The organism is Terriglobus saanensis SP1PR4, from assembly GCF_000179915.2.
Lineage (GTDB): Bacteria > Acidobacteriota > Terriglobia > Terriglobales > Acidobacteriaceae > Terriglobus > Terriglobus saanensis.
Map to the genome: position 1 here is coordinate 4,684,103 of NC_014963.1, position 22,809 is coordinate 4,706,911.

A 22,809-nucleotide genomic window follows, 5' to 3' on the forward strand; every position below is an offset into this window, starting at 1 on the left:
GAGACTCCGTCTACTTCACTTAGGATGGTCACTCCGCTCGAAGCGCGAGCATGGGTTCGACGCTGGCGGCACGACGGGCGGGTAGAAGACATCCGACCGTGCCCACTGCGAGCAGCACGCCGACCGCACCTGCAGTCAGCAGCGGATCGTACGGGCTTACCTCGAAGAGCAGGCTGGTGAGCAACCGGGACGAGCCGAACGCCAGCGCAACTCCTGCGGCCGCGCCTATGATGACCGGCAGCAATCCGTCGCGGAGCACTAGCCGATACACGTTCGCGCGCTTCGCTCCCAGGGCCAGGCGCAAACCGATTTCGCGATAACGCTGCGTGACCGAGTACATCAGCACACCGTACACGCCCAGACCGGCGAGAAAGAGTGCGCATACTGCGAAGAGGAGCAAAAGGTCCATCTCGAAGCGCTGATTGGCCACCGAGTCTGCAACCATGCCGCCCAGAGCGCGCACAGTAGGAACCGGCACACCGGGGTCGACGCTCCAGATGGTTTGCCGAAGCGTATCTTCCATCGCGGTGGGTTCCAGACGTGTTCGCACCACCAGCCCAGCCGTGGGCTCGCAACGGTACCAGTAGGGAACATAGATCAACATGGGGTCAGGCTTCGCCAAGGAGATCGTCCGCGCATCCGCTACAATGCCCACAACGGTGAATGGCATCTCCGTCGGGTCCCCTCGGTTGAACTGCTGCCCGATAGGATCTTTTCCAGGCCATAAGGTTCTGGCCGTCTTTTCCGATACCAGAGCCAGATTCCTGCCCCAGTCCTTCTGGTTGAAGATCTCTCCCCTCGTAACTGGCAGATGGATGGATGCGAAGTATTCGGGGCTGACCGAGCGAAAACTCTCAAGCGGCAGTTGCGTTATGGGGCGATGGTCCCCAGTCACCCGCGCGAAGTCTCCCCAACTGTCGCCCGTCAACGGAAGGACGCTTGCGATCGCGGCATGTTCAACGCCTGGCAACTGCGCCATGCGACCGAGAACTTCCCGGTAAAATGCCGCGCGGTGGCTGCTGTCGCGATAAGACTCCGTGGGTAAGTCAACTGTGGCGGTTATGGTTCGCTCGGTGGTAAAACCACGGTCTACCTTCATCAGCTTGACGAGGCTCGCGGTCAATAACCCTGTCATCAAGACTAGAGCAACGCTCACCGCCGCTTCGACTCCTACGAGAACAAGCCGCGCTCTGCGACTTCGAGGCGATTCGCTGCTCAATCGCGAATCGCTTTGAAGGGCTTCCTGAGGCGATGTACGAGAGACCATGAACGCAGGCGCTGCCCCTGCCGCAAGCGTTGAGAGCATCGCTAAGAACAACGCACATCCCGCGCCAGTCCAGTCCAAATGCAGAGGTCCGCGAAAATCAAGTGCCGCAGGCAGATACCGCTGCATGACCGGAATGATGGCCGCTGCCAGAAGAACGCCCAAACCACCTCCCAGCACGGCCAGCAAAGTGATCTCACGAATCGCCATGCGCATCATTTCGGCGCGGCCCGCACCGAGCGCGGCTGCAATGGCAATCTGCTTCTTGTTCCCGATGGCGCGTGAGAGCAAGAGGTTCGCAACGTTGACACAACCCACCAGAAGCAAGCCCGCCACGGCCACAAGAAGAATGATGAGAGGCTTCTGATTGTTCCCTACAAGCTTTTCCTGGAAGGGCGTGATGGTAGCAGAGAGCGTAGCTCTTTCATCGGAGCGTAGATTCGCAGAGATCCTTTGCTGCAGTGCATTCAGCTCGGCATTCGCTACGGGGATGGATACTCCAGTCTTCAATCGCGCCAGACCGAAGTAATTGAAGTCTCCTATCTCCTCGGCCAGCCGCTCCTTGGAGAACGCCAGAGGCAACAAGATACCGATGGGAAGATTGCGGTGGGCGCTTCCATTGCTCTCCACGATCTGTGGCATATGGAAGGACGGTGGCATGACGCCGATGACTTTGTAGGAAAATCCGTCCAGCAGGATCGGCTTACCCAGGATGGCGGGATCGCCGCCGAACTGCTCACGCCATGTATCGTAGGTGAGCACCGCGACGTATTCGCGCCCTATCTGCGCTTCCTCCACGGTGAAAACTCGTCCCTGGGACGGTTGCACTTGAAGCACCGAAAAGATTCCTGGCGTCGCTTGCAGCACTTCGGCCTGCATAGGTCGTCCACTCCTTCCGAGCGGCATGGTGAACTGCCTCATGAGCGCGATGGAATCAAAACCACTGTTGTGCTGCTGCCAGAAGGTGAAGTGATTCGCGCTCACCGGCAAGTTCGGGTGGGGGAAACTCCACTCCGCAACCCTCTCTTCAATCGTGACAATCCGGTCCGCCTGCGCGAATGGTAGCGGACGCAGCATCACATCGTAGACCAGCGTAAAGATTGCCGTGGTTGCGCCGATGCCGAGCGCGAGCGTCAACATTGTGACGAGGCTGAACGCCGGAGATCTCCGTAGTTGCCGCATAGCATAGCGAGCATCCTGTAAGAGACGCTCGAAAGTCGCCGAGCCCCACGCTTCGTGGGTTTGCTCACGGATGAGCGTCACGTTCCCAAAGGCGCGGCGCGCGGCATAGCGGGCTTCTTCCGCGGATAGACCGCTTTCGCGCTGCTCTTCTTCTTCCAGTTCGAGATCACATTGCAGTTCCCGCTGAAGGTCCGCATCGCGCTTCCGAATCCGCCACAATTTCATCTCAGGCCTCCTCGGCTGCAGGCCACATGACGCGCGCAACCGCTTCCGACATCTGCTTCCACTGCGACTCTTCGACCGCCAGTTGCTTTTTGCCTTTGTCCGTCAATCGGTAGTATTTGAACTCGCGATTTCGGTCCGGTGCGGTCTCCCATTTGGCGCTGACCCAACCTCTCTCCTCCAGACGATGCAGTGCGGGATAGAGCGAGCCGTGCTGCATCTGCAGGAAGTCCTGGGTGGTGTGCTGAATATGCTTGCCGATCTGGTGACCATGCGCGGCTCCATGCAATAGAGTCCGCAGAATCAGCATGTCCAGGGTGCCCTGGAGCAGATTTGCTCGTTGCTGTATTTGTTTCGCCATGGAGGACGGTCTACCCTCGCTATGGCCATGAGGGTAGACATTCGACTATCAGCTGTCAAGAACTTTAAAATGATTTTGGATCGCAAATTTTAATGCTTGTTAATTGTCCGGCGCTAAAATACCCCGTGTTCGACGATCTCCTGGAACAATCGCGAAGGCAGGCCGAACGGGCTCGGCATTCTTTTATCAGGTGATTCCATCGCTGTTCTTCCATTTCTGGACCTTACAGACAAGATGAGCGAAGAACCTTTCGCGGATGGAATGACCGAAGAGCTGATCGATAAGTTGAGCGGCGTTCCTGGCCTCAAAGTGCCAGGCGCAACATCGTCTTTCTACTTCAAAGGAAAGCGGATTGCCATCGCCGATATCGCTAAGACGTTGGGCGTCAGCTATGTTCCCGATGGAAGCGTGCGTAAGTCAGGACTTATGCTGCGGGTCGTTGCGCGTCTTATCCGTGCGGACAATGGCTACGTTGTCTGGTCTGAAACCTATGATCGGCCCTTCCAGGACAAGATCTGGGTTCAAGACGACATCGCCAGCGAGGTTACAAAAGCCCTGCGTCGAGGAGTGGTGGGATCGCGGTCGGAACAGGGCAAATGAAGTATTAGTGCTGCCAGCTCTTGTAAACAAATTCGAGACTGTATCCATCCGGGTCGAAGACGTTGGCGGCGTAGTAGCGGGGATCGTAGTAGAGCCGGGCGCTCGGTGCGCCGTTGTCCGTGGCACCTGCGGCAATGGCGGCAGCATAGGCTGCATCCACTTCGGATGGGCCGTTGGCTACAAAACCGACGTGCGCTGCGCGACTATCCACCACACCGGCCGCACCAGCGGGCCGAAGCCAGAAGAAGATGCGCCCGTTTGCGCCGAAGCCTTTCAGATCGGGGTGTCCAGGCGGCCCGTTCTTTCCGTCATAATCCACGCGTTTGGTGATGCCGAGCGGAGAGAGCACGGCGGTGTAGAACGCAATCGAGCGCTCAAGGTCACTCACCGTAAGAAAAACGTGATCCAGCATGCTTGCTTCTCCGTTCCAGTCGTTAGATGTAACGTCCAACGACTTCGACCCGGAAGCGACGATCTATTCCGGACCGACGACAAGCTTCATTGCATTTGTGTGCATTAGGCTGCCGCTTATGCCTGTGACCTGAATCGTGTACGTCCCCGGTGGGGTGTAACCGGGCAACTTGCCGCTGCAGCCGTTCAACGTAGCGAGGGCTGCAAATGCGACGAAGACCACGGCCAGAAGGCGAGGAAGTTTTCGCTTTCTGGAGGAGACACATGCTGCGGCAAATAGAAACGCAAGAAGCGGTGCGCTGGGATCTTTTTGCGTCTCGCTCTTATAACCCTTCACGTCCGAGGTCTCCAGATCCACCACGACTGAGCCGGTACCGTTTGCTGCCAGAGTGACGTCGCTCCCGTGATCGAAGTAGCAGACAGCATGCACGGGCAAATTGCCGCAGGAGAGCTGCACCGTTCCACTGAAGCTGTTTACCGAAGTCACGATGAAGTTCATCGAAGTATGATGCTCGGCAACGACATTCAAAGTAAGCGGCGAGGTCAGCGTGAAGTCAGGCTTGACGATTACGCTGACGACCTGCGTGAGAGAGACCGTACTCGAAGCAAAGACAGCGGTTGGCAAATACGTGGCGGTAATAATGTGGCTGCCCAGGGAGAGACTGGACGTCGTAAAAGCGGCATGGCTCGAAGCTCCGCTGGGAGCGAGCGTCTCCGTGGCGAGGGTAGTCGCGCCTTCGGAGAAGACCACAGAACCAACAGGTGGCGTGACGGGTCCATCCTTGATCGCCGCAACGTCGGCGGTAAAGGTGATGGCGGCTCCGGCCGCCGCGGGATTTGCCGAACTCTTCAGAGAAATGGTCGAGGGAAAGCCGAGCAGGACTTCTTCGACAAGAGAGACTCTGGATGGTCCATGAAGGCTGTCCCCGGCGAATGCGGCGCTTACCGTATGCGAGCCGATGGAAAGGGAGGTTGCGGTGTAAGTACTGATTCCGTTGGCGTCCGGCGTAAGTGTGGCTACCTGCTTTGCATCGATCGCCAATGTAACCGGTGAAGGTATGCTTCCATCGACGGAAGCGGAGGTTATCGTGAAAGTGACGGGGCTGCCAAGGACAATGGTCGCCGACGGAGATGCAGTGATCCGAAGCGATGTCTGGTAAGTGAAAACGGAGTATTCGACGTACACAGAGATACCGGGCGCGAATCCCGCCTGTCCGTCATAGCGGACATAAACCCTGTGAATACCGGGTGTGGTTGTGGGAATCGTCCAACTGGCCTGACCACCGTTGAGCGTGGCCTCACCAAGCACCGTCGGTCCATCCTGAAAGAAAGTCACGGTACCTGTGGGAGTACCAAGCGCTGAGGTCAGTTTGGCCGTGAGAGTAACGGGTGTACCAGCGCCGACCACGCTTGACGAAGGCGTGACGACAATCGACGTAGACGGAACTTCTGCTAAACCGGCCGCTTCATAGGCACCCATATCCACTATGGGGTGCCCCTTCCCGGTGCTGTCCTGTGGGCGGGGCGTGCCATCGATGTCGACCGCAGGAATCCCGTCGGCGCTATCGGTGCCTGCATCAATAGCTGGAGAAGTATGGAGAAGATGAAAGTCGGCAAGGGCAGCCGCGCGGAACTGCGGGTCTACGTTCAGATTGCCGTACCGAGTGAGATCGAGCGCGCAGGGATCTGCTGCGGCCGTCACAGGCCCCTGACCGTTATAGATAAGGTTGTGATCCCAAATCTCCGGAAGGACGGAAGTCATAGAGACATTACAACCAATCGCAGGAATAGGAGAAGTCCCAACGATGATATTGTTCACAATCGTCTCAGTACCCAAACTCCTGATGGATATCTCAGTAAACGGTTCTACTAAACCAAATGAGCCACTTTGGATAGAGTTTCCGTAGACGGTGTTATTGACGAAGACAACTTCTTTCGATCCAGAATCGACAAAGCCGGTCCCATGGTTTCCGGAAATAACATTACCCGAGACAGTGTAGGAACCGGATACCACAGCCGAGATCCCGTTCGCCTGATTGTTTTGGATCACGTTACGCTCGATCGTAACGGCCGCCGAAAGAACGCCCGTTATTCCAGAGGCAGCATTGTCTGAAATTGTGTTGTTGCGAATGGACGTAGGTCCATCGAAAGGGTACGGCGCTCCATGGGCGTCCCGGAGCGGACTTGCGCCGAATAGATAAATGCCGTGTCCAAAGCTTCTACAATCGATACCAGAAGTGCGGGTTGCTGCGTTTCGCAAAATGCTGTTGCTGTCGACGGTCACTTGCCCAGACCAAACGTAAACGCCGCAGGTCTCATTATCTGTGATCTTATTGGCTGAAATCACGGAAGGCGCAAAGGCCATTACAGCCCCGCCGGTGTTCAGGCCGACAACGATGTTCTGTCCCATGAACGTGACGCTCTGCGCGTAGAGACCATTCCGAATGGTGAAGCCGCGCAGCGTCGCAAGATGGTTGGGATCGACAGACCCGATGTACACCAAGGGTATGGTTCCTCCGCCATCGAGGATGGTTGTGTCTACCCCGTCTGTACTTGCGAGAGTGATCCCTTTGCCGTTGAAGTTTACCGTCTCGTGATAGGTGCCGGGCGCTACAAGGACCGTGTCACCATTGTTTGCGGCATCCATTGCAGCCTGAATCGTAGGCTTGTCCGCTGGCACGTGGATCGTATTTTGAGCGGAAAGGAGAATGCAGGAACAGAGCCCTACTAAAATTCCAAAGAATAGATAAAGCCTGAGGTGTTTCGGCATGGAGGTAGAAAAATCCTAGCATCGCTTCAGGGTGAGGCGATTCGGGATTACAACAGGAATAAGTACCCAGGACCGATATGGAACTCGAGAAAGGTATGACACCGTCCACCAAGCAAAATTGTTCACCACAGGTAACTGAAACCAGAGATCTTATCCCCCGACCACATAAATCGAGCACGGTACACCCGCCGTCAGGCATCACGCATCCTATTTCGCTGGCTGGAGTTTGTATGAAGTGGACACAGTCCAGTTCCGGTTAATCCGGCAGGAGAACGATATGAAACTCACACGACGTATCACCAGTTGGGTTTTAGGAAGTGCGATGCTGCTCGGCATAGCAGGCCCCATGGCGCTGCCGGTCTCCGCGCAGAATGGATACTACGACGGGGCGCGCAATCGCCATCCCTATAACGATCAGTATGACCGCCGCTACTACGATCAGCGTCAGAACCAGGGCGGCATTGGTCCCGGCAAAGGCGCATTGATCGGAGTTGCAGGTGGCGCTGCACTTGGCGCACTGTTTGGTGGAGGCCTTAAAGGCGCGCTGATCGGTGGCGGTGTTGGAGCCGGTGTCGGAGCGATTGCAGGCAAGGCGCACCAGGACAATCAGCGTCGTGACTATCGCGAGCGTTACGACCGCGATGGTCGGCCCTACTAGCCGTTAGTTCCCCCACATTTTCTACGGTATCTGTAACAGGAGATAGAACGATGAAGATCCTACAAGCAGTAGCAGGTTTAGCGTTGGCAGGTGCTTTGGTTACGGTTCCGGTGCATGCACAGGCTCCGGCCTCAGTCCCCGTGGCAACGCAGGACGCAGGTCGCGATGTCAGCAATAGCGATCTTGTGATGATGACTGTGCATGAAGCCTGGCTTGCCAGTGGTCGCAACGAAGACCGCTTCTTCGATATGGTGAAACGTCTTGCCGAGATGAGCGCACAGAAGCGCGGTCTTGCTCTGTCGGAGACGGAAGCCGCAGGATCGAAGGCGGGCGACTGGATCAAGAAGCAGGCGCGCAAAGATCCCGACCAGCTTCTCTACGCTGTCGTCGACAGCGCGGTGAAACACACAGGGATGATGAAGAAGATGTAGCACTTCTCCGCTGGTTCTCATGGCCGTCCTCCGGGGCGGCCTTTGAACGATGGAAGTAAGCAGCTACGCGGGCCGTTCTAAAGCTGATAACTTGGGGTCGCACATGCGCCATCGTGCGATCTCGTTCTAAAGAAGAGTTGAGTCTATGGCGAAGTATGTTTTGGCGCTGGACCAGGGAACTACCAGCTCGCGCGCAATCCTGTTCGATCACGACGGCACGATCGTAGGCACTGCTCAGCACGAGTTCAAGCAGATCTTTCCTACGGGTAAAAACGGCTGGGTGGAGCATGACGCCTTTGAAATTCTCACCTCGCAGATGTCCGCCGCCGTGGAAGTCATGGGCAAAACTGGCACGCGTCCACGCGATGTCGCCGCGCTTGGCATCACCAATCAGCGCGAGACCGTCGTCGTGTGGGACCGCGAAACGGGCAAGCCTATCTACAACGCCATCGTTTGGCAGGACCGCCGCACCGCGGATGTCTGCGCGCGTCTCGTGAGCGAAGGCGCGGAAGAGACGGTCCGCGCAAAGACCGGTCTGCGTCTCGATCCATACTTTTCCGGCACCAAGGTCGCATGGATTCTCGACAACGTGGATGGCGCACGCGCCAAGGCAGACGCGGGCAAGCTCGCCTTCGGCACCGTGGATAGCTGGCTCGTCTGGAACCTCACGAGCGGTGCACGCCATGTGACGGATCGTACGAATGCGTCACGCACGTTGCTCTACAACATTGTGGAAGACAAGTGGGACGACGACCTGCTGACACTGCTCAATGTGCCGCGCAGCATAATGCCGGATGTGGTCTGGTCGAGCGAGAAGCTCGGTATGGTCACGACGACACTCGGTCTCGGCGAGATAGAAATCGCAGGCATCGCGGGCGATCAGCAGAGCGCGCTCTTTGGCCAGCTCTGCGTCGAACCCGGCAGCGCTAAGAACACCTACGGCACGGGCTGCTTCCTTCTCCAGCACATCGGCTACGACTTCAAGATCAGCGACCAGCGCCTGCTCACCACGCTCGCCTGCTCCGTCGATCGCAAACTGGAGTACGCGCTCGAAGGCTCGGTCTTCATCGGCGGCGCGGTGGTGCAGTGGCTACGTGACCAGATGAAGTTCTTCGCGAAATCGAGTGATGTGGAAGCGATGGCTGCAACGGTGAAGAACTCCGGTGGAGTCGTCTTCATTCCCGCGTTCACAGGTCTCGGCGCGCCGCACTGGGACCCTTATGCCAGTGGAACCATCATCGGTCTGCAACGCGGCACAGAGCGAGGACATATTGCACGCGCCGCGGTGGAAAGCATCGCCCTGCAGGTTGCCGATGTGCAGCGTGCCATGAATAACGACACGCCGGTGCCACTGAAGACTCTGCGTGTGGATGGAGGCGCGGCTTCGAACGACATGCTGATGCAGTTTCAGGCAGACATCCTTGGCGTGCGCGTGGAGCGCCCTGCCGTGGTAGAAACCACCGCGATGGGCGCAGCGTATCTTGCAGGAATTGCCACAGGTTTCTGGAGCGGTGTGGAAGAGATTCGCAAACACCAGGGGATCGGAAAGGCCTTTGAACCGAAGGCTGATCGCGCGGAGATGGATTTGCTGATTGCGCGATGGCAGGAGGCTGTCAGCAGGTCGCTTGGTTGGAATGCACCACGATGATGGACTGGATTCAGGAGTGAACATGAAGCGCGAAGAGATGCTACAGCGAATCAAGGCCCGTGGCGAAAAGCCCTGGGACATTGTCGTCATTGGCGGCGGAGCCACCGGCGTAGGCGTGGCCGTCGACGCAGCCGTGCGTGGCTATGACGTCCTTTTGCTCGAGCGCGAAGACTTCGGCAAAGGCACCTCCTCACGCTCCACCAAGCTCGTACACGGAGGCGTGCGTTATCTCGAACAGGGGAATGTTTCGCTCGTGATGGAAGCGCTCAAAGAGCGCGGCCTGCTGCGCCAGAACGCTCCGCATCTCGTACACGATCTGCCCTTCGTCGTGCCGAATTACTCGTGGTGGGAGGCGCCCTTCTACGGCATCGGCATGAAGATCTACGATCTGCTCGCCGCCAAATACAGCTTTGGTAAATCGAAGATCCTCAGCCGCGAAGAGACGATGGAGCGTCTGCCCAACATCGAAACCGCAGGCCTGCGCGGCGGCGTCGTATATCACGATGGCCAATTCGACGACACGCGCCTTCTCACGCATCTTGCGATGACCGCTGCAGACCACGGAGCGACGCTGCTCAACTACGCTGCCGTCACTTCGCTCACTCTAGGAGAAGACGGTTTCATCCAGGGCGTGATCGTTGAAGAGCGCGAGAGCGGCGAAACGATCTCCATCGCGGCAAAGTCTGTCGTCAATGCCACCGGCATCTTCACCGACGAAGTCCGCCGCATGGCCGAACCAGATGTGAAGGCGATGGTCGCGCCCAGCCAGGGCATACATCTCGTCTTTGAACGCAGCTTCCTACGCGGCGAGACTGCGATCATGGTGCCGCACACCAGCGATGGACGCGTGATGTTCGCTATCCCGTGGCATGGACACACCGTCGTAGGCACCACGGACACGCCCATCGACGGCCCCAGTTACGAGCCCAAGCCCTTCGAGCAGGAGATCGAGTTCGTTCTCGAAACCGCTGGCCTTTACCTCAGCCGCAAACCTACGCGCGCGGACATCCTCAGCATCTACGTCGGCATCCGCCCTCTTGTGAAAGCTACGGAGACGAGCGAAAAGGGCGGACAGACCAAGACCTCCGCACTCTCGCGCGATCATACGATCCACATCGACGGAAGCGGCCTGCTCACCATCGTCGGTGGCAAGTGGACGACCTATCGCCACATGGCGGAAGACTGCGTCAACCACGCGACCACGCTCGGTACACTCCCCGACGTTCCCTGCGGCACGCGCGATCTTCACATTCACGGATACCTTCCCGATGCCGAAGCCACACTCGGCGAGATGGCCGTCTACGGCTCCGACGCTGCTGCCATCGAAGCGCTCGCAGTGGCCTCTCCTGAGCTTGCAGAGAAGCTGCACACCTCACTCCCCTATCGCAAGGCCGAAGTCGTATGGGCCGTGCGCGAAGAGATGGCACGAACGCTCGACGATGTACTCGCGCGCCGCACCCGCGCACTTCTACTGAATGCACGCGCTGCCATTGAAGTCGCAGAAGATGTAGCCAAACTGATGGCCCGCGAACTGGGACGGGACGGCGCGTGGATCGCCGCGCAGGTCACGGAGTTTCGTGCGATGGCTGCACAGTATCTGCCTACGTAATGAAGACGGGTGCCACGCAGTGATATCGTAGGGCGTTGCAATCTTGAGGTGAGAATGCGCAGTCCGTTTCTCGGCGAGTTGATGGGAACGTTTGTGATGATCGTGCTCGGCGGCGGTGTGGTCGCGGGCGTTCTGCTCAAGAAGACCAAGGCCGAAGACGGCAATGCAACCGGCAAGTGGATGGTCATCACCACGGCGTGGGCATTCGCCGTACTCTGCGGCATCTTCACTGCGCAACTCTTTGGTAGCGCGGACGCACATCTCAACCCGGCCTTTACCCTGGCCTTCGCGATCAAGGGTGGAGAGTTCAACAAGCTGATCCCCTATGTTATGGCGCAGATCCTCGGCGCATTTCTTGGCGGCGTCTGCGTCTGGCTCTTCTACTTTCCCCACTGGGGGGTGACGGAAGATCAGGGAGCGAAGCTTGCGATCTTCGCCACAGGCCCGGCGATCCGGATGCCGCTGGCGAACCTCTTCTGCGAGTTCCTCGCGACGTTTGTACTGGTCATCGTTGCAGGCGGCATGAGTTCGAAGCTTGTACTCACAACCGGTGCGGCGGCAGGCCTGAGTCCTCTGCTCGTGAGCTGCCTCGTCTGGGGAGTTGGTCTTTCGCTCGGATCGACGACGGGATACGCCATCAATCCGGCACGCGACCTCGGCCCACGTCTCGCACATGCCCTTATGCCGATCGCGGGCAAAGGCAGCAGTGACTGGGCCTATGCGTGGGTGCCTATCCTTGGGCCATGTGCCGGGGCTGCATTGGCTGGGTATGTTTTACGTTTGTTGAATGCTTGAGAGATAAGGCAGGACTTTTGTCATCCCGTAGGGCAGCGAAGGGATCTGCTTTTGGCTTCCACGCAGATCTGGTTTATGCGCTCCGCGCGACCCCATCCTTTAGCGAAAAGCTGCGAAAGAATGGGGCACAAAGCGAAAGCAAACTTACTTCTTAGCAAGCTCCGCTTCAATCGCCTTCACAATCACAGCATCATCCGGCAGCGTGTCTGGGGAGAACCGTGCGACGATCTGCCCATCCCTCGCCACAAGAAATTTCTCGAAGTTCCAAAGAAGCTCAGGCTCCTTATTCGGCGAGATACCGTACTTCACCAATCCCTCGATAAAAGACTGCTTCCCTTCACCGACGGAGGTAGGTTTAGCAGCGATGAGCGCCCGATAGAGCGGATGCTTTTCCGGTCCGGTTACGGTGATCTTCGAAAAGAGTGGGAATTCGACGCCAAAGGTCGATTTACAGAAGGTGGCAATCTCGTCGTTGGATCCCGGCTCTTGACCGGCAAAGTCGTTCGCCGGAAGTCCGAGGATTTCGAGGCCGTTTTCGCGAAAGCGCGCGTACAGCTTTTCGAGCGCGTCGTACTGTTTCGTCAGGCCGCACTTGGAAGCGACATTGACGACGAGCAACACCTTGCCACGATAGGGAGCAAGGGAGGTGGTCTCGCCGTCAATGCGCTGGAGAGGAATGGAATAGAGATCGTTCGCCATAGACATAGAGTACATTCGGGCAGGGCAGTCCGAATCCCTCAAACGGACTAAGAGACTTCGACCGGCAGCTTCTGGCGGCGCTTTTTGTAGGCCGCGAGATCGCTCTGCCAGGCGGCGAGAGGACTTTCACTGTCCGTCTGCTTTTGCAGAAGGGCAACCTGCTCGCCAAACGTGGTGGGCACAGAGGTCTTCTGGAACGCAGCTTCGTCGCTGGCCGTCTCAGCAGAGACGGAAGCCGCTTCCGCTGCTGCGGCGGCTTTGGCGACAGTGGACGTGGCATCTACGGTTTCGTCCGTACGGAACGAGCGAGGAAGCTCCGAGGGATTGAACTCGATGCCGAGTGCGGCCAACGAGCGCGCCTGCGTGGCGAGCTGTTCGCGCTTGGTAGTCGCCTTACGGACAGCAGCCTCGCGCAGGGTCTCCGTCGGGAAGATCTCGTGCTTGACGAGGTGGATCAGCTTGCGGTCAAAGAGATCGATTTCGCGATGGATGTCGCGCAGGGTGTATTTATCTTGCGGAAGTGTACGCATACGGGTGACTTGCTCCGTGGATCGCGATTGGCGTTGGTTGAGAAACGGCTGCAGGAAAGAAGTACGCTGCGGGGTGCAGCATTTAACCTGCTACTAGTGAGATGCCAACTGACGGGAAGATGCGAGCCGGAAGAACGATTATATTTCGTAGCGCAGAGCTTTTGTGGGGCGTGACGGTTAAATGCACAAGGGAGACAGCGGTAGTGCCGTCCCCCTCCTGCGAAACTGTGTGTGACGTAGCGATTTAGGCTACGGCGCGGACGTTTTCTGCCTGCCAGCCCTTGGGGCCCTTTACTACGTTAAACTCAACGCGCTGACCCTCTTGCAGGCTGCGGAAGCCCTGTGCCTGGATAGCGGTGTGATGAACGAAAACATCTTCGCCATTATCGCGCGAGAGGAATCCGAAACCCTTGGCGTCGTTAAACCACTTCACTGTTCCCTGTTCCATTTGCGTTTCCCTTGTCGTATTACTATGAATTACCGCTGGATCATGGACTAGGGTTTGCTGGTGTAGCAGTAGTGCGGACGAGCAAAGGACCAAGATCGGATCTGCGATTACGGTAAATATTAGCACGAATGTGTAAAAAAGGTGCAAACCTTATTTGGCTTCATACGTCCAATTCGGTTTTGCTCCCGGTTTCTTCGGTATTGCCCGGAAGCAGGCGTTCCAGAAGTAACCGGAGCGTCGAGACCTCCTCCTCAAGACGCTGCACACGCATTGCCAGAGATTCGCCAGCCTCCCTCGGGACAGGATTCACGGCATCGATTTCCACAGGGCCACACAGCAGGTGTGCATAACGCGATTCCTTTGAACCGCTCTGCCGGGGCAGTACTGTGACCAGCGATTCTTCCCTCTCGGCCAGACGGTTCAGCGCCGAAAGTACCGCGGGGATGTCGTCGAAGCTGAAAAGGCGGTCCGACCGCTGTCGCAACTCGCCCGGCGTCTGCGGTCCACGCAGCAGAAGCAGACAGAGCACTGCCGTCTCATCCCGACGCAGATTAAAGACAGTCCGCGCACGGTTTTCATATCGGGGTACACGCGTGTCATGCGTTGTGGAAACCAGATCGGCGTCCTCCAGATCGCGGAGAGCGGAGCGGATGTCCCCCTCCACCAGCGACATCACCGGATCGCGTGAAGACTTCTGGTTACTTGCCGCCAGAAGAGCGTTCAGCGAAAGCGGATAGTACTCAGGCGTCGTAATCTCTTTTTCGATCAGCGCCCCAAGAACGCGTGCCTGTATGGGAGTCAGTTCCATGGCTCCATGTTACGGCTTCGGCGGATCCGGCTTCGCTTCGGGCGTAGCCTCCTTCGTCATAGGTGCCACAATGTGCGCGCTCACCTGCGTGCGATGAAAATCTGTGTACGTAGCCACAAAGCTCCACGTCGTATGTCCATTCCCTACGATCGTTGCCGACCCTTCGCGTCGAGCGATGCCGCTCGAACTCATCTCCGCGCTCGTATCCTGCCTGGCCTTGGACCGGATTTTGACGGGCATCCAGAAGAGCTTGTCTCCCAGCAGCACCTGTCCGTACTCCGCGCTCCATGTCCACGGCCCCAGGACGCCCGGAAAGAGTTGGTGTTCCCGAATGTGCCTTTCCACACGGATGACCTCCATACTGACGGGGTCAATCGTCGCCTTGCCGCTCACCTGCTCAAACTGCGGACAGTCCGGTCCACGCTCCTCCTTCGGCAGGTCGGCAAAGTCCACCTCGATCCGCTCCAGTTCGCCATGCGACCGGTGCGTCTTCAGCTTGTAGTTGAAGCAGGCCTCTGAAGGCGTGGAGACCGCCTCCAGTCCAGAGCCGAAGACACCCGATAGAATACTCGGCCCCTGGATCTTCTGCTCTTCCCCGGAGAGAGCTCGGCCATTGATCGCCTTCACCGAGCGCGATTCCTCGAAGTTCGCCACACGTTTCACAACGGTCCGCCGCAGCCGGAAGACGGAATCCGTCACCGTCCGCATGAACCCTCGCGTATCGCCCATATCCATCTCGGAAACCACATGTTCGTTGCAAAAGAAGTTCGGCACCGACTGGTAATAGGCGATGCGGTTTTGATCCAGCCGCGCAAGTACCTCGTCCAGCGTTGGGTCGGGGGCGGTCTGTGCGCCCGCCACTACATGGACAAAGGCTAGGAGCACAAGGAAGAGATGACGCGGCATGCCGAGAATGATAGCGCGGAGAAACTTATCTCGTGTCGAAGCTCCCCAGAGCCTAGACTTTGCACACTTTCGTAAGTCTTCCCAGAAAAGGAATAACAACAATTTCCGCTCAAAAAGATAAGCCTGGGAGGGAGGCTTCTATCCCCTCAATCATAAGATAAAATTTGCACCTCCGTAATGGCCAATCCCAGCCCTTGCGGAGATCTTTCGGGGCTGAAGATAGCCTCCACCGGAATAACCGCGATTACCACAAAGTGAGAACAAGGATGAAAAAGAGACCGCCAAACGTCTTAATTCTGGTGCTGGCTCTATTTGCGCAGGGTGCCGTACTTGCCACAGCGCAAACAGCGAGTGCGCCCAACTATCTTCAGGAGCGCTCTCAACGGGCGAAGGCGCTTACCCAACCCTACGGCTGGTTCTCTCTGATTGCGCTGGAGTGGATCAAACCGGGACTCAACACCATCGGTTCGGCGAAGGACAATTCCATCGTTCTACCCAAGGCCCCGGCACATTTGATGACGCTGAATCAGACAGGCGGCAAGGTAGAGTTGATCGCGGCAGATAAGTCTCTGACCGTGGCGGGAACGCGGCCGGAACTGCATGGCGCTCATCCGGTCATCAGCGCGGACGAGGGCGACAAATCCGCGATGGCTGTCGGCGCTCTGCACATGTGGGCAATCAACCGAGGCGACAAGCGATATCTGCGCGTCAAGGATTCCGAGGCTCCGACCCTGAAGCAGTTTCATGGATTGCGCTGGTATGCGCCGCAACCTCAGTATCGCGTGACGGCGCGATGGATTCCTTACAGCGGCCCCCACACCTTACAGGTGATCAACAAGCTTGGGCAGAAGACGCCAACCAAGGTCCCGGGATACGTGGAATTCGAAATCGACGGGAAGAAGCAGAAGCTTGTGCCAATGGAAGCAAGCCCGGAAGAGCTTTTCTTTGTATTTCGCGATATGACTTTTCTAAAGACCACAGACGGGGGGCGCTTTCTCACGACCGCTGGACCTTCCGCTGGCCTGAACAAACCCGGCACCGTAGTTCTCGATTTCAATAGTGCGGTAAATCCGCCGTGCGCCTATTCTCCCTTTGCGACTTGCCCTCTGGCCTCACCTGAAAACAGGCTTCCGGTCTCAATCCCGGCGGGCGAGAAACGCTACGAAGACTAGCGACCTTTATCCTCTGCAGGTATAAGGCCCAAACACAGCCCGGACGCCGCCATTCTCCACAGCACTGTCCACCACCAGGATGCGATAGCTTCCGCCGCCGGTAGCTACCCGCACCACCACGTGTCCGCGCCGACTCTTCAGCAAAGGCGTAAAGCGGCGGTTCATCAGTTCGTTCGCCGGGAGCACGTCCAGCGCGAAGACGTCGTGCGTTGCGCCACGTCCCCAGGCTCCGAGCATCCGCTGCAACTGCATCGCGCCCGCATGGCCCACATCCCATGCCTGCACGATGTACGCCTGCGCGTCGAGGTTGCGCACAAACTCCGGTCCACAGGCATCGAAGTAGCCATGATGATCCGCTGCCGCTACTTCGGTTCGACCAGCGGCCTTCGTCACAGGCGACTCCACATCCTGCCACGGCACACGACCGTCGTGCGTGTCCGACGAAAGATCGCCGCCTGCGAAATAACTGAATTTGCCATAGGAAAGCCGCAGCGCGACGGACGAAAGATTCTCGTTGGGACGGTCTTCCGGAGCGAGATTCTGCGCCGCCGGAAAATCCGTGTGCGTTCCGTCACCCTTGCCGTTCCAGATCACTCCATTCGCGGAGAGCATGCGCACCGCGAACTCCGGATATTTTTCTGAGCTGCGCAGCTTCACCTGCTCCGTCGAACCGACCTTTACTTTCTCTACCGCGCGCGCCGTCTCCACGCGATGCTTCAGATACGCGATGTAGTTCGTCGTGAACGCTCCCGGCGGTGGGGCAAAGGGAGCGTACTCGGGATACCCACGGTCCAGCAGAGTCGTAATCGGCATCAGCGCATCCACATCGCTCACGCCAGTGAGATGAAATCCACCGCTCGCGGCCAGCGGCGTTTCGGTGCTGACATCGCCGACATGGTCTGGGTGCACATGTGTCACCACCATATAATCCAGCTTCGCGCTTGCAGAATGTTGCAGCGCATACCGTGCCTGCCATTCGCCTGCGCGACGCGAGGCATCGGGTCTCGCCTCGCTACTCGTCGCCACGGCAGCATTCGGAGATCCCACAGCCGACGCGCCCGCATCGATCATCATCGTCGTGCCGTCCGGCCCGACGATCAGCGTGCAGTTGCCGCGGCCCGTATCGATGTGGTGGAGATCAAGTTCGCCCTCGCGGCGTGACGGCAGCGGAGATCCAATCTCCCTGCCCGTATCCGCGCGCATCACACCACCCACCAACGCTGCCGCCGCAAAAGATTTCAACATCACACGCCGATCGATACCCGCAGAGATTCTCATGAGATTGCGTTCAGTCTCTCATCCCTTGCGCAGTCGCAAGAGGGATGGGGGTCGCTCGCAGCAAGTCATTTCCTTTCCAACAGCAGGACATGCGCGCTGTATTCATTTCCAGCAAGGTGCAGGATTCCCTTGTCCATCGTGACCAGAACCAAATCCTCCCGCACGGCAAGGCCGAGCAGATATGCATCTGTGACCTGCTTTGTGCCATACAACCGCGTGGAAAAGGGGCTGCATAAACTTCGCCAGTCGGCAGTGATGGGCAGGTAGTGATAGCCCGGCACCTGCGCCATCCTTGCAAGAACCGCCGTGGCCTCGGTCATGGTGATCTGCCCAGGACGCGGTGCGGTCGCATTCCGAAGAAAGCCCGCCTCCGTAAACGGGCAAATGGCCCATAGAAGACTTGGAGTGTTGAACCACGCCGTCACGAGTTGATGGTGTGTGTGATCTTCCGACAGCAGCGCAACGAACACGTTCACGTCCAGCAGGTATTCGGCTTTAGACAACCTCATCCTCCGAGGCTTCCTTCACCATCTCCGGAGTGAGCTTGTCGCCCGTTCCGGCGACCACGAGATATCCATGCTGGCTCGTCTTCAGTCTGGGCAAGTCGCTCCCCGCCTCCGGTGCTTGCTCCGCCCGGCGAACAAGTTCGCTGAGAGCGGCAGACAAGGTGATTCCCTTTGCACCTGCATACGCAGAGGTAAAGCTGTACACGTCTGCATCCAGATTTACAGTCAATCTCACACCCACATTCTGCACCAATTTAAAAATTGGTGCAAGACGCAACAAATGGTGAGTAGCTGAGGATAAGGATTTGGCTCCCGGAGATCACGAAAGCAAATCCCTCCCGCTGCTGGGATGACAAAAGGTGGTTGCTACGAAATCCCGGCAGCCTGATAGATCGCTTCCATTGAAAGATGGTCCTTCAACCCCACCTCGCCGTTCGCCCTCGGCTCCGTATTGGTACGGATGTTCTCCGCCAACGCTTCAGCCTCCAACCGTAACTGCGTCGCCTGTTTCGGGCTGCTCAGGTCGATCTTGGCATCCCCGGTTCCCACCAGATGAACGCCGCCATTCCCATAAGGACTCTCAAACGAGAACCTGCCTTTCTCACCATGGATCTGCAGCGTCCCCGGCAGGTTCGCGCCATAGCTCGTCGTGCAAGCCGCAAGCGCGCCGGAGGGAAACTTCATCGTCCACGCCACCGTCTCTTCCACTTCGGCGAACCGCCCGGAGGTCGTGTCCTGCGTCGTCGCCACGGCGGTGTAGGCCGCGGGGTCTTCGCCCAGCAAAAAGCGAATCGCATTCAACGGATAGACGCCGACATCCAGCAGAGGTCCACCGCCCGCCATCTTCTTATTCAGACGCCAGACATTGGGCCTGCTGTTGAAGCCGAAGGATCCCTGCGCCTCGACCACTTTCCCAAGCACGCCGGACGAGATCATCTCCCGCGCCTTCAGGTGCAGCGGCTCGTACTGCATGCGATACGCAATCATCAGCTTCACATTCGCCGCGCGGCAGGCATCGATCATCGTGCGCGCCTCGGCCGAGGTGCTTGCCATCGGCTTCTCGCACAACACATGCTTCCCCGCCTTCGCCGCAGCGATGGTGTTCGCCGGATGGATGGCATTCGGCGTGGCGACATACACCGCCGTGATCGCAGGGTTCGCGCTCATCTGGTCCATCTGGTCGTAGGTATAAATCTTCGCGTCGGGACGGTTGTAGCGCTTCGCCCACTCCTTCGCCTTGTCGGGATGGCCCGTCACAAACGCCACCACCTCCACCGTCTGCGAAGACGCAACCTCTTCCATAAAATCCTTGGCGATCACGCCGAGGCCAATGACAGCGAAGCCCATCTTCTTCGAAGCCCCGGAAGTCTGCGCTGGCAACTGCGTCGCGGCGAGCGAAAGGGCGGAGAGTCGTGTGAAATCTCTGCGATTCATAAATCTTCGATGCCTCCTGCCGAATGAGTGTGCCACAATCTGTGGTCTATGATGTCAGCAAAACTTCTCGCCGCCAACCTCCTTTTGCTAGCGCTCATCGCATCGGCACAGGCTCCCACTACTCCGGTTCCCAGCCCCATGCTCGATCCGCTCCGCTTCAACGACGGCACCGCTGTCACTAGCGCAAAGCAGTGGCCCGCTCGCCGCGCGGAGATCTTTCAGATCTTCCAGCGCGAAGAGTACGGCCAGCGTCCGCCCGGTACCGAAAAGAAACTCCGCTGGCACGTGGATGAAGTCGCCCCCGTAACCTCCGGCTCGCTCGCCGGGATTGCCCTGCGCAAACGCATCACGCTCTTCTTCCCCGCGCCCTCGGCCACCGTCGCGCGCCAGTTCCCACACACCGCGCGCGAGATGCACCTGCTCCTTTACACTCCGCTGGCCAAAAAATCCGAGCGCGTCCCCATCGTCCTCGGCGCTTCCTTCGCTGGAACCTGGGCCACGGCGGATGACCCCGGCGTTCCCCTCGGCACGGCCTGGCCGATGGGTTTGCCCGATCGCGATCTCGCCTTCACCGACGCCCACACCGCTACCGAAGCCGACCGCACCCACCAGACCATCCAGGGACACAGCCAGTGGCAGGCGAAGAAGATCCTCGAACACGGCTTCGGTCTCGCCACTTTTTACTACGCCGATCTCGAACCCGACGCGAAGGGAGGCTGGCCCTTCGGCGTTCGTCCGCTCTTCTTCCGCCCCGGCCAGACTGCGCCTGCCGAAGGAGAATGGGGTGCCTTCAGTGTCTGGGCCTGGGGATCTTCGCGCGCTCTCGACTATCTGCAGACCGACCCCAACGTCGATCCGCTCCGCGTCGCCATCACCGGCCACTCGCGCCTGGCAAAGACGGCCGATTGGACCGCCGCAACGGACACGCGCTTCTGGCTTCTTCTGAGCAATGAAGGAGGCAAAGGCGGCGACTCCATCCTCCATCGCTTGCAGGGCGAACCCATTGCCCATCTCTGGGACAAGTTTTCCTACTGGTTCACACCGGCCTTTGGACACTGGTCAGGCCGCGACGCCGAAACACCCTTCGACGGCAATCTTCTGATCTCTCTCACCGCGCCGCGCCCCGTCTACGTCGGCTCTGCCATCGGCGATGCGTGGAGCGACCCCCTCGGCGAATTCCTCAGCGCCAAAGACGTTGGCCGCGTCTTTGCTCTCTTCGGCAAGCAAGGCCTCGGCGTCACAGAACAACCATCGCTCGACACCCCTGTGATGCATGACGTCGGCTACCACCTGCGCGCCGGCAAGCACGACGTCACAGCATTTGACTGGGATGCGTACCTTCAGTTCATGGAGATGCACCTGCACTAAACCCAACATGAACGAAATGTCTATCGAGGCTTACCGCCAAAAGAAATCTTTCGACGGTAGATCTCCACAAGACGGTCCGAAGATGGAATGCGGTCATATTTTTCATCGACGACATGTTGAAGCTTCGCTGGAAATCGAATATTGCCGTTGTAAATGCGCGGAGCTAAATAGAGCGTGTCAAATCTTTCCTGATCGAATATTTCAGCAAGTCTGGGTTCGTCTTCAACGGCATGAGATGATCCTCTGTGCCACCAGGGGGGCAGATTTTTCGGAGACTCCAGGCCAAGTCTGGCGTACTCAAACTCAAATCGAGAGCCAAAGAACACCTTCTCTCTTGGATGGGAAATCCTGTCGTGGTCGATCAAGGAGAGTGTCGACCAGAAGTCAGACCTGGCAAAAAAACCCAAAAAAGGAGTCGTGCCGTGAGGTCAACGTTCCAGAAACATCGCCTGCCCATATTCCAACGCTTTGCATTCTGGCCCTCCGCAGAGACACAACGCCCACCAAGACCAAGGTAAACAAAACAGTATTTCTTATCGCTATTCTGAGCCATCCATGAGGACGCACATAGAATTGTTCTCTTTCGCGAAGGTAGACAAAAACGCCGAAGAACGCGGGAGCAAGATCATTGAGTCGAATGTCCCAGTTCGTGCAGATTCCAATCAAAGTAATCAGGCTTCCGAGACCCGCGACTAAACCAGCTGCCGTGAGAGACCTTGTGGTTTGGTACCGCGCCTGCAACAAAATAAAGATCAAGACCGCAATCAGAATGGCGTAGGTAGCAGTCGCTTCGAGAATGACACTCCAGTCTTTCCCCTCGGTCAGGAAATCCGATAACGCGTCGAGTGGAGATGGCCTTTCACTTACATGTCCATAGGAAGTGATCGCCGAAAGAAAGCTAATGTGGCACAGCCTCAATACTCCGACAGCGACAAAGGCTCCGCCCAAAATCGTCTCGATCCAGAAAGCGAAAAATCTCCGTTTATCTCTGCAAGCGAAGCTGAAGATGCCGCTCATAATCAAGGCGGGGAATGCCGCGTTCGGCTTACTAAGCCAGAGCATACCGGCTGCAAAAATTCCAGCGCAAAAGAGCGGAAGGGTGGGTCTTCGCCGAGTCTCGAGACACTGAAGCTCCAGATACAGGATCAACAGAAACAGTACGACACACTGCGATGCAATCGCGGAATGCCAGAGGTGATTGGTCGCGAGAAGAGGCACCATCATCGAGACAAGGAATATCTTCGCCAGAAAGCTCGCCCGCTCCGTTGTTACAGAATCATGACTCGAGGAAACAAGATAAAGACCCAACCCCGACAGAAGCAGCCAGATCAATGAATTCAGCACGGTGAAAGACCACCAATGCACACCGAAGAGATCAATCGCTGCGTGTGCCAACAAATAGAAACTCGGGGGCAACATGCACGGAAAATCTTTGTAGGGCTGTTGACCAAGATGTTGTCTCCACCCGAGGTCGATCAACATACTACTGTCGTAACCACCAAATTCAACCTGTCCAAGGGCAACATTCAAGGCAGTTAATAAAGCCAAGAGCGGAATAGAGGGGGCCCGACCAATCAGGAAATTACGATTCAGCACACAAGAAATTATCGTCGTCTTTCTTGACAGCACCTAATAGAAGAACGACGGTTTTCCCAATATGGAACCAATGACTTGGATCGGCGTTTGCGTCTTCTCATCGTGATCGCCAC

General features: G+C 57.7%; 23 protein-coding genes. 8 read left to right on the forward strand and 15 right to left on the reverse strand.

The annotated features are described in order from the left end of the window. Positions 1–28 precede the first annotated feature (28 nt). Both ACIPR4_RS19445 and ACIPR4_RS19450 read right to left on the reverse strand, forming a co-directional pair. A complete protein-coding gene (locus tag ACIPR4_RS19445; protein ID WP_013570378.1) occupies positions 29–2,671 on the reverse strand; it encodes an ABC transporter permease in 2,643 nt (880 codons plus the stop codon). A gap of 1 nt (position 2,672) precedes the next feature. Continuing rightward, positions 2,673–3,029 (reverse strand): PadR family transcriptional regulator, encoded by a 357-nt coding sequence (locus ACIPR4_RS19450; RefSeq protein ID WP_013570379.1) that lies wholly within the window; start codon positions 3,027–3,029, stop codon positions 2,673–2,675. A 234-nt stretch (positions 3,030–3,263) separates the two neighbouring features. Between ACIPR4_RS19450 and ACIPR4_RS19455 the strand changes: the two genes are divergently transcribed. Beyond that, positions 3,264–3,629, forward strand: coding sequence for a hypothetical protein (locus tag ACIPR4_RS19455; protein ID WP_245536391.1), 366 nt, complete (start codon positions 3,264–3,266; stop codon positions 3,627–3,629). A gap of 4 nt (positions 3,630–3,633) precedes the next feature. On the opposite strand, the gene ACIPR4_RS19460 is transcribed toward ACIPR4_RS19455, so the two are convergent. Then, positions 3,634–4,041, reverse strand: a complete 408-nt coding sequence (locus tag ACIPR4_RS19460; protein ID WP_013570381.1) for a VOC family protein — start codon at positions 4,039–4,041, stop codon at positions 3,634–3,636. Between the two features lie 63 nt (positions 4,042–4,104). Beyond that, complete coding sequence (locus tag ACIPR4_RS19465) at positions 4,105–6,810, reverse strand: Ig-like domain repeat protein (RefSeq protein ID WP_013570382.1); 2,706 nt, start codon at positions 6,808–6,810, stop codon at positions 4,105–4,107. 277 nt (positions 6,811–7,087) lie between these two features. Here ACIPR4_RS19465 and ACIPR4_RS19470 point away from each other — a divergent pair, with 277 nt between their 5' ends. The 5 genes from ACIPR4_RS19470 (at position 7,088) to ACIPR4_RS19490 (ending at position 11,951) form a co-directional block, all read left to right on the forward strand. Further along, the gene (locus tag ACIPR4_RS19470) at positions 7,088–7,468 is read left to right on the forward strand and encodes a hypothetical protein (protein ID WP_013570383.1); all 381 of its coding nucleotides are present in this window, start codon (positions 7,088–7,090) and stop codon (positions 7,466–7,468) included. Between the two features lie 50 nt (positions 7,469–7,518). After that, on the forward strand, positions 7,519–7,899 hold the full coding sequence (locus tag ACIPR4_RS19475) for a hypothetical protein (protein WP_013570384.1): 381 nt from the start codon (positions 7,519–7,521) through the stop codon (positions 7,897–7,899). A 145-nt stretch (positions 7,900–8,044) separates the two neighbouring features. Beyond that, positions 8,045–9,547: a glycerol kinase GlpK gene (glpK, locus tag ACIPR4_RS19480; protein ID WP_013570385.1), complete on the forward strand. Its 1,503-nt coding sequence runs from the start codon at positions 8,045–8,047 to the stop codon at positions 9,545–9,547. A 22-nt stretch (positions 9,548–9,569) separates the two neighbouring features. After that, positions 9,570–11,156: a glycerol-3-phosphate dehydrogenase/oxidase gene (locus ACIPR4_RS19485; protein ID WP_013570386.1), complete on the forward strand. Its 1,587-nt coding sequence runs from the start codon at positions 9,570–9,572 to the stop codon at positions 11,154–11,156. A gap of 54 nt (positions 11,157–11,210) precedes the next feature. Further along, positions 11,211–11,951, forward strand: a complete 741-nt coding sequence (locus ACIPR4_RS19490; protein ID WP_013570387.1) for an MIP/aquaporin family protein — start codon at positions 11,211–11,213, stop codon at positions 11,949–11,951. Positions 11,952–12,095: 144 nt separating this feature from the next. On the opposite strand, the gene ACIPR4_RS19495 is transcribed toward ACIPR4_RS19490, so the two are convergent. From ACIPR4_RS19495 to ACIPR4_RS19515, 5 genes are all read right to left on the reverse strand, one after another. Continuing rightward, positions 12,096–12,656, reverse strand: a complete 561-nt coding sequence (locus tag ACIPR4_RS19495) for a glutathione peroxidase (RefSeq protein ID WP_342612305.1) — start codon at positions 12,654–12,656, stop codon at positions 12,096–12,098. A 41-nt stretch (positions 12,657–12,697) separates the two neighbouring features. Next, positions 12,698–13,180: a hypothetical protein gene (locus ACIPR4_RS19500; RefSeq protein ID WP_013570389.1), complete on the reverse strand. Its 483-nt coding sequence runs from the start codon at positions 13,178–13,180 to the stop codon at positions 12,698–12,700. A 244-nt stretch (positions 13,181–13,424) separates the two neighbouring features. Further along, positions 13,425–13,628, reverse strand: a complete 204-nt coding sequence (locus tag ACIPR4_RS19505) for a cold-shock protein (protein WP_013570390.1) — start codon at positions 13,626–13,628, stop codon at positions 13,425–13,427. Between the two features lie 160 nt (positions 13,629–13,788). Continuing rightward, positions 13,789–14,436: a YceH family protein gene (locus ACIPR4_RS19510; RefSeq protein ID WP_013570391.1), complete on the reverse strand. Its 648-nt coding sequence runs from the start codon at positions 14,434–14,436 to the stop codon at positions 13,789–13,791. A 9-nt stretch (positions 14,437–14,445) separates the two neighbouring features. Then, complete coding sequence (locus ACIPR4_RS19515) at positions 14,446–15,342, reverse strand: hypothetical protein (protein WP_041586209.1); 897 nt, start codon at positions 15,340–15,342, stop codon at positions 14,446–14,448. A gap of 266 nt (positions 15,343–15,608) precedes the next feature. Between ACIPR4_RS19515 and ACIPR4_RS19520 the strand changes: the two genes are divergently transcribed. Beyond that, positions 15,609–16,514: a DUF1684 domain-containing protein gene (locus ACIPR4_RS19520; RefSeq protein ID WP_013570393.1), complete on the forward strand. Its 906-nt coding sequence runs from the start codon at positions 15,609–15,611 to the stop codon at positions 16,512–16,514. A 6-nt stretch (positions 16,515–16,520) separates the two neighbouring features. Here the strand turns inward: ACIPR4_RS19520 and ACIPR4_RS19525 are convergent, their stop codons facing one another. The 4 genes from ACIPR4_RS19525 to ACIPR4_RS19540 form a co-directional block, all read right to left on the reverse strand. After that, a complete protein-coding gene (locus tag ACIPR4_RS19525; protein ID WP_013570394.1) occupies positions 16,521–17,792 on the reverse strand; it encodes a ComEC/Rec2 family competence protein in 1,272 nt (423 codons plus the stop codon). A 65-nt stretch (positions 17,793–17,857) separates the two neighbouring features. After that, a complete protein-coding gene (locus ACIPR4_RS19530; protein ID WP_049781044.1) occupies positions 17,858–18,295 on the reverse strand; it encodes a TA system VapC family ribonuclease toxin in 438 nt (145 codons plus the stop codon). After that, positions 18,288–18,533, reverse strand: a complete 246-nt coding sequence (locus ACIPR4_RS19535) for a hypothetical protein (protein WP_144312495.1) — start codon at positions 18,531–18,533, stop codon at positions 18,288–18,290. Before ACIPR4_RS19535 ends, ACIPR4_RS19530 begins: the two co-directional genes overlap by 8 nt. Positions 18,534–18,664: 131 nt before the next feature. Beyond that, positions 18,665–19,732: a Gfo/Idh/MocA family protein gene (locus tag ACIPR4_RS19540; RefSeq protein WP_013570397.1), complete on the reverse strand. Its 1,068-nt coding sequence runs from the start codon at positions 19,730–19,732 to the stop codon at positions 18,665–18,667. 48 nt (positions 19,733–19,780) lie between these two features. Between ACIPR4_RS19540 and ACIPR4_RS19545 the strand changes: the two genes are divergently transcribed. Then, a complete protein-coding gene (locus ACIPR4_RS19545; protein WP_013570398.1) occupies positions 19,781–21,100 on the forward strand; it encodes a glucuronyl esterase domain-containing protein in 1,320 nt (439 codons plus the stop codon). A 20-nt stretch (positions 21,101–21,120) separates the two neighbouring features. Here the strand turns inward: ACIPR4_RS19545 and ACIPR4_RS19550 are convergent, their stop codons facing one another. Together ACIPR4_RS19550 and ACIPR4_RS19555 are read right to left on the reverse strand one after the other, a co-directional pair. Beyond that, complete coding sequence (locus tag ACIPR4_RS19550; RefSeq protein WP_144312496.1) at positions 21,121–21,465, reverse strand: hypothetical protein; 345 nt, start codon at positions 21,463–21,465, stop codon at positions 21,121–21,123. Positions 21,466–21,484: 19 nt separating this feature from the next. Continuing rightward, a complete protein-coding gene (locus ACIPR4_RS19555) occupies positions 21,485–22,696 on the reverse strand; it encodes a hypothetical protein (protein WP_013570399.1) in 1,212 nt (403 codons plus the stop codon). Between the last annotated feature and the right edge of the window lie 113 nt (positions 22,697–22,809).

Bases quoted from the DNA above. Each gene is read 5' to 3' on its own strand.
- ACIPR4_RS19520 (WP_013570393.1), top strand. From the start codon at position 15,609: ATGAAAAAGAGACCGCCAAACGTCTTAATTCTGGTGCTGGCTCTATTT.
- ACIPR4_RS19445 (WP_013570378.1), bottom strand. From the start codon at position 2,671: ATGAAATTGTGGCGGATTCGGAAGCGCGATGCGGACCTTCAGCGGGAA.
- ACIPR4_RS19465 (WP_013570382.1), bottom strand. From the start codon at position 6,810: ATGCCGAAACACCTCAGGCTTTATCTATTCTTTGGAATTTTAGTAGGG.
- ACIPR4_RS19485 (WP_013570386.1), top strand. From the start codon at position 9,570: ATGAAGCGCGAAGAGATGCTACAGCGAATCAAGGCCCGTGGCGAAAAG.
- ACIPR4_RS19475 (WP_013570384.1), top strand. From the start codon at position 7,519: ATGAAGATCCTACAAGCAGTAGCAGGTTTAGCGTTGGCAGGTGCTTTG.
- ACIPR4_RS19495 (WP_342612305.1), bottom strand. From the start codon at position 12,656: ATGTCTATGGCGAACGATCTCTATTCCATTCCTCTCCAGCGCATTGAC.
- ACIPR4_RS19540 (WP_013570397.1), bottom strand. From the start codon at position 19,732: ATGAATCGCAGAGATTTCACACGACTCTCCGCCCTTTCGCTCGCCGCG.
- ACIPR4_RS19450 (WP_013570379.1), bottom strand. From the start codon at position 3,029: ATGGCGAAACAAATACAGCAACGAGCAAATCTGCTCCAGGGCACCCTG.
- ACIPR4_RS19545 (WP_013570398.1), top strand. From the start codon at position 19,781: ATGATGTCAGCAAAACTTCTCGCCGCCAACCTCCTTTTGCTAGCGCTC.
- ACIPR4_RS19460 (WP_013570381.1), bottom strand. From the start codon at position 4,041: ATGCTGGATCACGTTTTTCTTACGGTGAGTGACCTTGAGCGCTCGATT.
- ACIPR4_RS19510 (WP_013570391.1), bottom strand. From the start codon at position 14,436: ATGGAACTGACTCCCATACAGGCACGCGTTCTTGGGGCGCTGATCGAA.
- ACIPR4_RS19500 (WP_013570389.1), bottom strand. From the start codon at position 13,180: ATGCGTACACTTCCGCAAGATAAATACACCCTGCGCGACATCCATCGC.
- ACIPR4_RS19490 (WP_013570387.1), top strand. From the start codon at position 11,211: ATGCGCAGTCCGTTTCTCGGCGAGTTGATGGGAACGTTTGTGATGATC.
- ACIPR4_RS19470 (WP_013570383.1), top strand. From the start codon at position 7,088: ATGAAACTCACACGACGTATCACCAGTTGGGTTTTAGGAAGTGCGATG.
- ACIPR4_RS19505 (WP_013570390.1), bottom strand. From the start codon at position 13,628: ATGGAACAGGGAACAGTGAAGTGGTTTAACGACGCCAAGGGTTTCGGA.
- glpK (WP_013570385.1), top strand. From the start codon at position 8,045: ATGGCGAAGTATGTTTTGGCGCTGGACCAGGGAACTACCAGCTCGCGC.
- ACIPR4_RS19525 (WP_013570394.1), bottom strand. From the start codon at position 17,792: ATGAGAATCTCTGCGGGTATCGATCGGCGTGTGATGTTGAAATCTTTT.
- ACIPR4_RS19515 (WP_041586209.1), bottom strand. From the start codon at position 15,342: ATGCCGCGTCATCTCTTCCTTGTGCTCCTAGCCTTTGTCCATGTAGTG.
- ACIPR4_RS19455 (WP_245536391.1), top strand. From the start codon at position 3,264: ATGAGCGAAGAACCTTTCGCGGATGGAATGACCGAAGAGCTGATCGAT.